This window comes from Salinisphaera orenii subsp. halophila YIM 95161 (genome assembly GCF_003732545.1).
Lineage (GTDB): Bacteria > Pseudomonadota > Gammaproteobacteria > Nevskiales > Salinisphaeraceae > Salinisphaera > Salinisphaera orenii_A.
In genome coordinates this window covers 1-12,031 of the sequence record NZ_AYKF01000123.1, presented here as the reverse complement: position 1 = coordinate 12,031, position 12,031 = coordinate 1, and the positions used below count along the sequence as shown (strand labels likewise).

Here is a 12,031-nt window from a genome sequence, read left to right as displayed (position 1 = left end):
CATGAGCCATGAGCCATGAGCCATGAGCCATGAGCCATGAGCCATGAGCCATGAGCCATGAGCCATGAGCCGGACGTGCAACGCCGCTGCGCGGTCATGGTGAGTTGCTCATGGGGGTCACGGGCCAGGTGCCCGTGACATGGGCCGGGTGAGACGATCCGGCATGGGAGCACGCTTAGGTAGTGCACGGTGCCGCTCGCGTCGAGCCTCGTGTTGCCGAGGAACAACGCTGGGCGCGGGCTTGCATGAGGTGTTGGCCGGCGGCGCCGGGATCAGCGTGGCGCGTCCCGCGCCGGTCACAGGTTGGCCCCGAGGCGGACGATGGCCGCGGCCCGGGCCAGCCCACGCTTTTGGCGGGTTGCCGTGCACCGCGTTCACGGCGGCGCGTCGCCCGTGTCGTGCCCGCACGCCGTGTCGTCAATCCCGAAGCCGCGTGCGCGACGGGCGCGGCAATCCAGGTCGGTCGTCCGCTGCATCGCCTGCCGTGGTCGCGGGTGCGGCCGGTCGGTTCCGCTAGTCCGATGCGCGGGCGCTTGGGCGGTTCGATACCGGTGACACCGCCGAGCCCTGCGGCAGAAACTCTGTGGCCCGATCGAGCGAGGGGTGGGCGCGTGGCCTGCGGTCGTGCCCGCGCGTCGCCGACCGGTGACGGCGACGATCCGGGCGCGGCGTCATCAGTGGCGCTCGGCCGCCGCCCGAGCGAGCGCGGCGAAGTCCGCCGCGGAGAGACGCTCGGCTCGTTCGGCCGGGTCGATGCCGCAGGCGGCGATCGTCTCGGCGTCGAGCTCGCCGCGCAGCGCATTGCGCAGCGTCTTGCGGCGCTGGCCGAAGGCGGCGGTGACCACGCGGTCGAAGCGGGCCGGGTCGTCGATTGCGAAATCGGGGCTGCGCGGGGTGATCCGGACCACGGCCGACATCACCTTCGGCGGCGGTCGGAAGGCCCCCGGACCGACGTCGAACAGATGCTCGGCACGGGCGCGGGCGGCCAGGGTGACGCTCAGGCGGCCGTAATCGCGGCTGCCGGGGGCGGCGACCATGCGGTCGACGACCTCCTTCTGCAGCATGAAGTGCATGTCGACGATCGGCGCGTCGCCGCTCAGCAGCGCGAATAGCAGCGGCGAGGAGATGTTGTAGGGCAGGTTGCCCACCAGCCGCAGCGCGCCGCCGCGCCGGGCCGCGAGCGCGGCGTAGTCCACGCTCAGGGCGTCGGCCTCGATCACGTTCAGGCGCGGATCGCCGGCAGCGGTCTCGCGCCAGCCGGCGGCCAGTTCGCGGTCGATCTCGATCACGCTCAGGGCATCCACGCGTTCGAGCAGCGGCCGGGTGAGGGCGCCTTCACCGGGGCCGATCTCGACCAGGCGGTCGTCAGTGACGGGGTCGAGCAGGCGGATGATGCGCTCGATCACCCCGCGTTCGTGCAGGAAATGCTGGCCGAAGCGCTTACGGGCCATGGCTGCCCGCGCGGGCCATGTGCAGGGCGGTGGCGATCGCCGCCCGCAGGCTGCCGGTGTCGACGGCGTCCGTGCCGGCGAGATCGAGCGCGGTGCCGTGATCGACCGAGGTGCGCACGATCGGCAGGCCGAGGCTGATGTTGACGGTGCGACCGAAGCCCAGATGCTTGATCACCGGCAGGCCCTGATCGTGATACAGCGCCACCACCGCATCCGCGTCGGCCAGCCGATGCGGCGTGAACAGCGTATCCGCCGGCAGCGGGCCGACGAGGTCCAGCCCGCGCTCGCGCTCGGCGGCGATGACCGGTGCGACGGTGTCGATCTCCTCGCGCCCGAGATAGCCGTCCTCGCCCGCATGCGGGTTCAGGCCGGCGACCAGCAGCCGGGGCCGGGCGATGCCGAAGCGGGTGGTCAGTTCCTGCGCGGTGACCCGCAGCACGCGGCCGAGGCGTTCCGCGGTCACGGCCGCCGGCACGGCGGACAGCGGGATGTGGACCGTGACCAGCGCGACGCGCAGGGCGCCGTCGTCGGTGGCGAGCATCATCACCGGCTCGTCGGCGCCGCAGCGCTCGGCCAGATAGCCGGTGTGGCCGGAGAAGTCGATGCCGGCAGCGTTGATCACCGCCTTGTGCACCGGTCCGGTCACGAGTGCGGCGCACTGGCTGTCGCGGCAGCGATCCACGGCGCGGTCGAGCGTGTCGAGCACGTAGCGGGCGTTGGCGGGATCGGTGCGGCCGGGCGTCGGCGCGGCCGGGCAGGCCACGGCGTCGACGCGCAGGACGCCGGCCGGTGCCGGCAAGGGCGTTCGAGCGTAGTCGACGGGCTCGAGCGTCAGCGGCAGGTCGAGCAGGCGGGCGCGTGCGGCGAGCATCTCCGGATCGCCCACGGCGACGAGTTCGCAGGCCTGGCGCGTCTGCGCGAGGCGCACGGCCAGATCCGGGCCGATGCCCGCCGGCTCGCCCGGGGTCAGTGCGAGGCGCAGCGCGCCCATGGCCGCTCCCGTCGCCGTTCTAGCCGCCGCCGGCGGTCGGCGTCGATTGATAGCCCGGCATGCGGATGTCGACGTAGGCCTCGTCGCGCAGCTTGCGCAGCCAGAGCTGGCCTTCCTCTTCCGACTTCTGTTCGCCGAGCGCCTGCCGGGCCTCCGCACGGACGGCCTCGCGGGTCTGGTCGCGCTGGCGGCGGTCCTCGACCTTCACGATCTCGTAGCCGTTGCCGGTCTGGAAGATGCGGCTGACTTCGCCGGCCGCCAGGTCGGCCAGCTGCGCGCGGCTCGCGCCCGGCAGACGCTGCGGCTGCACCCAGCCCATGTCGCCGCCCTGGCTGGCGGTGGCGCTGTCGTCGGAGTAGTCGCGGGCGAGCGCGGCGAAGTCGGCGCCGGCCTCGAGGCGCTCGCGCAGCTGGCGTGCGAGTTCGCGGGTGCGCTCGTCGTCGCGGATCTCGTTGGGCCGGAGCAGGATGTGGCGGGCCTTGACCTCGTCGACCATGACCCGCTGCTCGGCGGGTGCGCTGGCGCCGCCGCGACGCGCCTCCAGCCGTACGATCTGAAAGCCGTCCAGACCGCGGAACACGTCGCTGATCTCACCTCGCTGCAGGCCGGGCACGACATCGGTGAGCGCCTCGGGCAGGGCATCGCCGGCAATCCAGCCCATGTCGCCGCCATCGGCGGCGTACTCGCCCTGCGACTGGCTGGCCGCGACGCTGGCGAAGTCCGCGCCCTCGTCGACGATGCGCGTGCGCAGGCGATCGATGCGTTCGCGGGCCGCGGACAGCGCTGCGTCGTCGGCGTCCGGCGCGACGGAGATCAGCAGGCGGCGCAGCCGATAGCTGCGATTCTCGGCCTCGCGCAGCGACTGGTTCTCCAGATACCGATCGACGTCGGCGTCGGTGACCACGACCTGCGACATCACTTCCTGGCGCCGCAGTTTGGAGATCATCAGCTCGTTGCGGACCTGTTCACGCAGCTGTTGCATGGACATGCCGTCGCCGGCGACCGCGCGCGTGAACTGCGCCATGTCCATGTTGTTCTGCCTTGCGATGCGGGCGATGCCCTGATCGATCTCCTCGTCGCTGACCTGAATGCCGCGCTGTTCGGCGCGCTGCATCTGCAGGCGCTGCAGGATGATGCGATCGAGCACTTGCGAGCGCAGGACGTTGGGTGGCGCCTGATTGACCCGCTGCCCGGCGCGGGCGCGGATCTGGGCGACCGCGTTGTCGAGCTCGCTTTCGAGCACGACGCCGTCACCGACGACCGCGACGATCTCGTCGAGCGTCTGCGCGCCCCCTGTGCCGCCGCCCGCCGACGGGGACGACAGGCCCGGTGATAGCGAGAAGTCGTCGAGCGAGGGGCCGCCCTGTGCGCCGGCGGTGGTCGCGGCGACGGCGAGGCAGGCCGCAAGCAGGGTGCGGTGGGGCTTGGCGCGGTATCTCATGGGAAGCGGATCGTATCAAAACTGCTGCTGGAGCGACGGCCGGTATCGTCGTCGGCGTAGACGTCGTCGTCGACGAAGGACTGCACCGTGTCGCCGAACTGACCCAGCCCGTTGAGCACGAACTGGAACATGATGGCCGAATCGTAGCTGCCGTCGTCGTCCGAGACGTAGCGCCGCCAGGCCACGCGCCCGGCCCAGCAGCAGGACGGCCGGTACTCGAAGCCCGCCAGCGTCTCCACGTTCTGACTGCGCTCGAGCGAATAGTTCCAGCGCCCGAGCACATCGAGGTTGTCGGTGACCGGCGCGCGCAGGCCGACCGCGGTCTGTTCGAGGCTTTCGTAGCGGCCGGGGACGATGTTGACCTCGCGGCCGTTGCTGCCGCTGACTTCGCGCAGCGGGCGGTAGTCGCGATAGCGCCGGTAGGCGAGGTCCAGCTGATAGCCGCTGTCCGTCGACAGGCTGGCCGAGGCGATGGCGCGGTTGATGCGGCTGTCGTCCGGATCGTACTGGATGGTGGTCTGGGCGCGCAGATTGCGCGTCGGCCGCAGTTCCACGCCGGCGACGTAGTCCGAGCCGCGGTCGCCGTAGCCGATCTCGCCGCTGCTGGGCATGTTGACCTCGAGATCGCGAAAACCGGTGACGCGGCCGAAGTCGAGCTTGGCCACGGTACGGCCGTCCTCCGGCGAGATGAAGCGCGAACTCACGCCGAGTGTGAGCTGGTTGGCGTCGCCGATACGGTCCGAGCCGACGAAGCGGTTGTCGGCGAACAGGCGGTCGAAGTGCAGGTCTGCGATGCCCGAGTCGAACACGGGAATCTCGGACTGGTCCTCGTAGCCGGTGTAGAGATACTGCGCCCGCGGTTCGAGCGTCTGTACCCAGCCGTCGCCGAAGGTCCGCGACAGGCGCAGGCCCGATTCGGCCTGGAGTTGGGGGATGTCGCGGGTGATGACGTCGTCCTCGTAGGCGGCGGCGTCGACCGTCGGCGCGTCGTCGAAGCCGCGCAGGTCGTAGCGCGTGATCCGGTACGACAGCTCGCTGTTGGCGTACCAGCCGCCGCGATCCACGCCCCACAGCAGCCGGGGTTCGGCGTCGGTGCGCAGCGCGTCGATGTCGTCGTCGCGCTTGAAATTGGAGAATTCGCCGTTGAAGCCGACCCGGAACGGGGCCGTGGGCGTGAGCATCTCCAGGCGGGCCTGGGGCAGGCGCGTGTAGGGGTCGTTGGCGAAGGCGCGATCGAAGTCGTCCTCGTCCTCGTTGATGTCGTCCAGGGTCTGGAAGTCCTGCGCCAGCAGACTGAAGCGCACCCCGGTGTCGGCGAAGGTGAGCCGCACCGCGCGTTCGAGCTGCGAGGTCGAGGTGCCCGCGAGGTCGTTGCTCAGGTCGTCGAAGTACTGGTCGTCGCTGACCCGGGTGTAGTTGGCGTCGATGCCGAAGTGTTCGTTGAAGCGGCCGATGTGCTCGTAGTGGAACAGGCTGCGGTCGTCGCCGTATTCGCTGTCGCTGGGCAGGTATTCGCCGGCGAACTCGCCGCGGTGGTGTTCGTGCAGGTAGCGGAGCTGGCCGCCGAGTTGCAGGCCGCGATCGCCGAGCACGCGCGGGACCAGTGTCGCGTCGTAGTTGGGCGCGAGGTTGAAGTAGTAGGGCACCGCCAGCTCGAAGCCGGAATCGCTCGACGAGCCGATCGTCGGCGGCAGTACGCCGGAGTGGCGCTTGTCGTCGATCGGAAAGTTCAGGTACGGCGTGTAGAGCACGGGCACGCCGTAGATCCGCATCACCGAATTGAACGCCTCGCCGCGGCCGCTGGCGCGGTCGAGCGCGATGCGTTCCGCGCTGAGCTGCCAGGCTTTGGTTTCGCCGGCGCAGGTGGTGTAGTCGGCGTCGGTCAGCTCGTAGCTGCCACCGCCGAGGGATTCCACGCGGGTCGCGCTGCCGCGGCCGCCGTTGGCGATCACGGCATAGGTGGCCTGATTGAATTCGCCGGTTTCGTCGTCAATCTGCACGTTGCCGCTGTCGGCGGTGAGATAGAAGCCGGGCCGGTAGTAGCGCAGCCCGTCGCGCGCGATCGCGTTCGCGGCGTCGCGGTCGTAGCGCATGTAGGGCGCTTCCAGCGCCTGGCCGTTGCGCGTCAGGCGGGCTTCGCCGCGGGCCTCGGCCACGCCTTCCTCGAGACTGGCCCGGTCCGCGGTGAGGGTGGAATCCTCGCTCGGCTGCGGCAGGGCGAGCGGCGGCGGCGCCACCGGGCAGCCCATCGTCGCGGCGATGCTAGGCTGTGGCGCCAGCGCGCCCGTGCAGACCAGCGAGGCGCCGACGGCGAGGCGGGTGCTCCACACCCGCGGCTGCCGGAAATAGCCAGTATCGATACGAATCACGGCGGGATGTCTAACCAGTTGAATGCACGACTCAGGACGCCACGCGCGCATCATCACGCCGCGATCGGCGGTTGTGTTCGCGAGCGAACCCCCGATATCCGCACCGATTATGCGCACGGGGCGGATCGCGAGGCAACGTACAAAAGCCCGGCGCCGCGCCGTGTTAGCGCATGAGCGGGCCTGACGACGCACGCCGACGCGCGCTCGAGGCCTGGGCCGGCGAGGTGCTGGGCCGCACTCTGGAATGGCGCGTGGCCTCCGCCGACGCGAGCTTCCGGCGCTATTTCCGCGGCGTGGCCGCCGACGACGGCGAGCCGGCCACGATCATCGCCATGGATGCGCCGCCGGAGCGCGAGGACAACGCCGCCTTCGTGCACGTGGCCGGGCTGATGGCCGAAGCCGGCCTGAACGTGCCGCGCGTGCTCGCCCACGACGCGGCGCGCGGTTTCCTTCTGCTCACCGATCTCGGCGACCGGACCTTTCTGGACGTGCTCGACGAGGACACCGCGGATGCCCTCTTCGGTGCGGCCATCGGCGCGCTCATCGACTGGCAGGTCGCCAGCCGGCCGGAGGTGCTGCCGGAATACGACCGCGCCACCCTCGCCGCGGAGCTGGAGCTGTTCCGGGACTGGTATCTGGCGCGTCATCTGCGCTACGAGCCGAGCGCGGTCGAGCACGCCGACATCGATGCCGCCTTCAGCGCCATCCTCGACAACGTCTGCGCCCAGCCGCGCGTGTTCGTGCACCGGGACTACATGCCGCGCAACCTCATGGTCAGCCACCCGCTGCCCGGCATACTGGATTTCCAGGACGCCCGCCACGGCCCGATCACCTACGACGTCGCCAGCCTGTTCCGGGATGCCTTCGTGAGCTGGCCAGAGGCGCGCATCGACGGCTGGGTGCGCCATTACTGGGATGCCGCCCGCGGGCGCGGGCTGCCGGTCGGCGACGACTGGGAGGCGTTCCGGCGGGATCTGGCGCTGATGGGGGCCCAGCGTCATCTCAAGGTGCTCGGTATCTTCGCGCGCATCGCCCACCGCGACGGCAAGCCGCGTTATCTCGCCGACACGCCGCGCTTCGTCGACTATCTGATGCCGGTGGTCGAGCGCTTCGAGGCCCTCGCCCCGCTGGCGCCGCTGCTGGCGCGGAAGGTGGACGCATGAAGGCGATGATCCTGGCCGCCGGCCGCGGCGAGCGTCTGCGTCCGCTCACCGATCATACGCCCAAACCGCTGCTGCCCGTGGGCGGCCGGCCGCTGATCGGCCACCATCTGGCCGCGCTCGCCGCGGCGGGCTTCGACGAGGTCGTGATCAACGTCGCCTACCGCGGCGACCAGATCAGGGCCGCCCTCGGCGACGGCCGTGCCCAGGGCCTGCCCATCCGCTACAGCGTCGAGCAGCCCGGGGCGCTGGACACCGGCGGCGGCGTGCGCAACGCCCTGGCGATGCTCGGCGAGGCGCCGTTCGCCCTGATCAGCGCCGATGTGTTCACCGACTTCGATTACGCCCGGCTCGCCGGCGTGTCGGGCGACGGCGCGCATGTCGTGCTGGTCGACAACCCCGCCCATCACGTCGACGGCGATTTCGGTCTGGATGCCCACGGCCGTCTGGTGGAGGCGCCGCCGCGACGGACCTACGCCGGCATCGGCGTCTACGCCCCCGCCCTCTTTCGCGCCGTCGAGGCGCAACGTTTTCCGCTGGTGCAGGTCATACGACAGGCGATGGCCGGCGGCCGGGCCAGCGGCCAGCACCACGCCGGGCGCTGGATCGACGTCGGCCGGCCGAGCGCGCTGGCGGCCGCCCGCGAGGCCGCGGGTGACTGATTGTTCGTCGGCGCTGAGGCGCTGTTAGACTGCCGGCTTTTGCGGGCGCGCCCTTCGCGGCCGCGGGCTGTATTCAACGGAGAGGCCGCATGCAGGCGAGTCGTCCGAGTTCGAGTTGTCGCTTGATCCGTCTGGTCGTGGCGCTGGTCGCGCTGCTGGTGATCGCGGGGTGTGCGAGCCGGGGCGGCGGCGCCACGATGCCGAGCGCGCCGGATGAGAGCGTGCTGGCGCCCGCCGAGCAGGCTCTGGCCGAAGCGCGCGACGCCGAGGCCGATACCTTCGCGCCGCGGGTCGTGGATGCCTCGCGGCGACGGATCGCCACCGCCCGGGACATTCTGTTCACCGCGGCTCGTGACGATCGCCCGCTCAACGACACCGAACGGGCTCGCGTCGAGCAGCTGGTTGATGCGGCAACGCTGGACGCACGCTCGGCGCTCGCCCAGACCCAGGCTCGGGCCGTGCAGGCCAAGCTCGACGAACTCAGGGCGGATCTCGGGGGCGCGACGGCCACCGGGGACCGCAGCACCGGTCCGGAGGATGCGCCATGAATCGCCTGTTGATCGCCGGTCTCACCGCCCTGCCGCTGCTGGCCGGCTGTTCGCTGTTCCGGACCGATCCGGTGCCCCCGGCGTCCACCCTCGTCGGCGTCCAGGGCCAGGACGCCGCCTGGGCCGACGCGGTCGAGCGAAGCCCGGACGGCGGCGCGCCGACGTTCACGCCGCTGACGGAAGCCCGCGACGCGGTCGAGGCGGCGCGCGAGCAGCCGCAGGTCGAGACCCACGGCGGCGAGCCGCTGGCGCAGGCCGAGACCGCGCTGTCGGAGGCCGAATCCGGCTGGAACGAGATCGCCGACGCGCGCCGGCGCGACCCCGAGGCGCTCGCAGCGGTCGCCAATGCGGCCCATCGCGCGCAGCGTCTGGCCGAGATCGCGCGCTTCACCGCCGTTCGCGAGATCAATCTCGAACAACTCGTCGAGGTCGAGGATCGGCTGCAGCAGCGTCAGCGCGAGTCGGCCCCGGTCGACGGCAGCGGCGACAGCCTGATCGGCCAGCGCGTGGTCCCGGACCGGCTCGGCGGTATCTCCTTCGAGACCGGCACCGCACGCATGACCGATGGCGCGCGCGAGGTGGTCCGCCGCCTCGCCGATCTCGTGCGCGACAACGAATCCTACGGCGTCGCCGTCTTCGGCCATACCGACAACGTGGCGCCGGCAGACAGTACGCTGCAGGCGTTCGTGAGCGCCAACGAGGAACTCGAGGAACAGGCGCCGACACGCGGGGAGAAGGTCCGTGCCTTCAATCTGGCGCTTTCGGCCGCGCGTGCGCGGGCCGTGGCCCGGGCCCTGGTCGACAACGGCGTACCCGCGCGGCGTATCGGCGCCCGCGGGTTCGGCGACACGCGCCCGGTCGCCTCGAACGACACCGCCGAAGGGCGAGCGGCCAACCGGCGCATCGAGGCCGTGATCGTGCCCGGCCCGGACACGGAGGCGGGGCGTCGCCAGCAACAGCGCGCGGCCCAGCCGGGCGGCGCCGCCCGCTCGGGTTCATAGGCCGACGTCAGGCCGCCGGCCGGGGCGCGGACACGCGCGCTCTTCGCGTGGCAGCGTCCATCGACGTACTGATTGTGGAGCCGCGCGGCGCGCGGCGGTCTTGCGCGACAGGCCGTTCCGTGTTCGGAGCGCGCCGGTACGCGAGCGCCCGCTCACGCGATTGTCGGTCACGCGGACGACCCCGCCTGGGCCGGCGCCGCCATGGCCGTTTCACGCGTTGGACCGTAGCTTCCGTGGGCATCGCGTGCCGCCCGGGTGGGCCCGCCTACCGTGCGGTAGATGTGTTGCCCGGCCCGTCGCATTCACCACTCGCGTGACGCGGGCGGCGACTGGATTCTCCCGATTCGCCTTTCGACGGAGCCGCGCCTTACGAAGCGTGGGCTTACCCACGGGCACTGTCGCTTCGATATCCGGCGCACGCCGGTGGCTCGACGTCTGTGGTGCCGAGTGTCAGCCGCCCAGTGCGCGGATCACGCCGACCGCCAGGCCCTCGCAGGCCAGGGCTTCGCGCGTGGTGTCCACCCGGATCTCCTCGTAGGCGGGATTCGCCGCCACCAGACGCGCGACCGTGCCGTCGCGTTCGAAGCGCTTGACGGTGACCTCGTCGTCGCGGCGGAAGACGCCAATGCGGCCCGGACGGACTTCGGCACCGGCCTGAACGGCCAGCAGGTCGCCGTCGAGAATGCCGGCGCCGGTCATGCTGTCGCCCTGCACGCGCAGCAGATAGTCCGGCGCGGCGCTGAACAGCGCCGGATCGACGCGGCAGTGGCGTTCGACGTGCTCGACGGCCAGCAGCGGCGCCCCGGCCGCCACGCGGCCGATCACCGCCAGCGACACGCCGGGCGCGGCTGCCTCGACGGGTGCGACCACCCGAATGCCACGGCTGCGCCCGGCGTTGAGCTCGATCACGCCCTTGCGTTCGAGTGTGCGCAGGTGGCTCTGGGCGGCGTTGGCCGAGGCGAACCCCAGCGCGCTCGCGATCTCGGCGCGCGTCGGCGGCGTCTGGCGCGCGGCGATGGTGTCGCGGATGAACGCGAACACACGCTGCTGTTTGTCGGTCAGCTCGGACACGCTGTAAATATATCCAGTCTTTGGCGATGAAGCAACGCGGTTGACAGGGCCGAAAGCGTTTGACATGGGCGCGACCGTGTCCTAGATTATCGCTATTGCTGCGGTGCAGCAAAGAACAACTACCCGATGTGGTGAGAGGGCTAGCATGAAGATTCAGGAAATCGTTTCGGACGTTCGCAGCCGGGTCGAAACGGCCGGCAAGAACTATCAGGGCGCCTTCAAGGCGTACATGGACGCGCAGCGCAAGGCGTTCGGCGTGGTCGTGAACAACGGGCAGACGCTGGCCAACACCGAGATCGGTGCGGCCAAGAACATCTTCGCCGCGGCGCGGGCGAGCTTCGACAAGGCGCGTGGCGACGGCATGCGCAAGGTGGCCAACAATCCCCAGGCCTATGTGCCCAACGGGCGGGACCAGATCGTGTCGGCCTACAAGGACACGATCGACCTGCTGGTACGGACCGGCAACGAGCTGACCGACGTCGTCAGCACCGGCTACAAGAGCGTGCTCGGCCGCCTGTCGGGCAAGCCGGCGCCGAAGAAAAAGGCCGCCGGTACCAGCCGCAAGACCACGGCCAAGCGCAGTGGCACGAGCAGCGCCTCGAGCAGCAAGTCGACCACCTCGACGGGCACGGCCAAGCAGGCCGGCTCGACCAGTGGCTCGCGCAAGACGGCGGCGACGCGCAAGTCCGGCACGACCAAGTCGGCCGGTTCTTCGGCCAAGGCGTCGGGCACGACGAAGACGACTGCGTCCTCGTCCAAATCCGGCAGCGGCAGTACGGCGCGCAAGCGCACGACCCGCAAGACCGGTAGTTCCGCCTCCACCAGCGCCGGCACGAGTGCCGCCAACAGCGCTGACAGCGGCAGCAGCAGCGCCTGACGTCGTCGGACTGATTCCGAATCGACCCGCTCTTCCGGTGACGGAAGGGCGGGTTTTTTTGTCGCTTCGTACAGAGCGCAGCATTGAGTCGAGCCAGTCGAACGACCGCTATTCGCCGGTATCCGCTCGAGAATCCGGGGATTTGTGCCTTCAGGCGGGCTGCGGACTACCGGCGGCAGGCCCGCCGCCGGCGCCCACAGGGCGGGCGGGTGAGTCCGGGCGTCTCTCCCAGGGTGACTTTCGCTCCGGTGGGGCCGGCGTGTCCGACCCAATCACCACGCGTTCAGACGGTGGCGTGTCTGCAAGAGGCCGGCGAGTGCTCGGTGGAGAATCGGCAAGGCCGACGCCTCGGCTGCCGCATGACCCGAGCCGGTGGCATACGGTTGTGCCGCGGGATGCGTTCGCTGGATCGCGCCGGACTTTGAATCCGGCCGCCGGCGTCACTCGGCGGGCGCGTCTG

Annotated in this window: 10 protein-coding genes; 5 read left to right on the top strand and 5 right to left on the bottom strand. The window is 70.8% G+C overall.

What is annotated here, in order from left to right; genetic code table 11:
* Window positions 1-674: 674 nt before the first annotated feature.
* Genes rsmA through SAHL_RS15400 form a run of 4 tightly spaced genes read right to left on the bottom strand, consistent with a single transcriptional unit; the run spans window position 675 to window position 6,252 of the window.
* Window positions 675-1,451, bottom strand: coding sequence for a 16S rRNA (adenine(1518)-N(6)/adenine(1519)-N(6))-dimethyltransferase RsmA (rsmA, locus tag SAHL_RS15415; protein ID WP_123592314.1), 777 nt, complete (start codon window positions 1,449-1,451; stop codon window positions 675-677).
* Window positions 1,441-2,442 carry a 4-hydroxythreonine-4-phosphate dehydrogenase PdxA gene (gene pdxA / locus SAHL_RS15410; protein WP_123592313.1) on the bottom strand — a complete coding sequence of 334 codons (1,002 nt, stop codon included), beginning with the start codon at window positions 2,440-2,442 and terminating at the stop codon, window positions 1,441-1,443. Before pdxA ends, rsmA begins: the two co-directional genes overlap by 11 nt.
* Window positions 2,443-2,461: 19 nt before the next feature.
* Window positions 2,462-3,883, bottom strand: a complete 1,422-nt coding sequence (locus SAHL_RS15405) for a peptidylprolyl isomerase (protein WP_123592312.1) — start codon at window positions 3,881-3,883, stop codon at window positions 2,462-2,464.
* Entirely contained in the window at window positions 3,880-6,252 is a 2,373-nt protein-coding gene (locus tag SAHL_RS15400; protein ID WP_123592311.1) for an LPS-assembly protein LptD, read from the bottom strand. Before SAHL_RS15400 ends, SAHL_RS15405 begins: the two co-directional genes overlap by 4 nt.
* 170 nt (window positions 6,253-6,422) lie before the next feature.
* On the opposite strand from SAHL_RS15400, the gene SAHL_RS15395 reads away from it, so the two are divergent.
* The 4 genes from SAHL_RS15395 (at window position 6,423) to SAHL_RS15380 (ending at window position 9,623) form a co-directional block, all read left to right on the top strand.
* On the top strand, window positions 6,423-7,415 hold the full coding sequence (locus SAHL_RS15395) for an aminoglycoside phosphotransferase family protein (protein WP_123592310.1): 993 nt from the start codon (window positions 6,423-6,425) through the stop codon (window positions 7,413-7,415).
* Window positions 7,412-8,074, top strand: a complete 663-nt coding sequence (gene murU, locus SAHL_RS15390; protein ID WP_123592309.1) for an N-acetylmuramate alpha-1-phosphate uridylyltransferase MurU — start codon at window positions 7,412-7,414, stop codon at window positions 8,072-8,074. Before SAHL_RS15395 ends, murU begins: the two co-directional genes overlap by 4 nt.
* A gap of 89 nt (window positions 8,075-8,163) precedes the next feature.
* A complete protein-coding gene (locus SAHL_RS15385; RefSeq protein ID WP_123630092.1) occupies window positions 8,164-8,622 on the top strand; it encodes a DUF4398 domain-containing protein in 459 nt (152 codons plus the stop codon).
* Window positions 8,619-9,623 carry an OmpA family protein gene (locus SAHL_RS15380; RefSeq protein WP_123592307.1) on the top strand — a complete coding sequence of 335 codons (1,005 nt, stop codon included), beginning with the start codon at window positions 8,619-8,621 and terminating at the stop codon, window positions 9,621-9,623. Before SAHL_RS15385 ends, SAHL_RS15380 begins: the two co-directional genes overlap by 4 nt.
* Window positions 9,624-10,073: 450 nt before the next feature.
* Here SAHL_RS15380 and lexA read toward each other — a convergent pair whose 3' ends face one another.
* The gene (gene lexA, locus SAHL_RS15375; protein WP_221177996.1) at window positions 10,074-10,694 is read right to left on the bottom strand and encodes a transcriptional repressor LexA; all 621 of its coding nucleotides are present in this window, start codon (window positions 10,692-10,694) and stop codon (window positions 10,074-10,076) included.
* Between the two features lie 145 nt (window positions 10,695-10,839).
* Here lexA and SAHL_RS15370 point away from each other — a divergent pair, with 145 nt between their 5' ends.
* On the top strand, window positions 10,840-11,571 hold the full coding sequence (locus tag SAHL_RS15370) for a hypothetical protein (RefSeq protein ID WP_123592305.1): 732 nt from the start codon (window positions 10,840-10,842) through the stop codon (window positions 11,569-11,571).
* Window positions 11,572-12,031 lie beyond the last annotated feature (460 nt).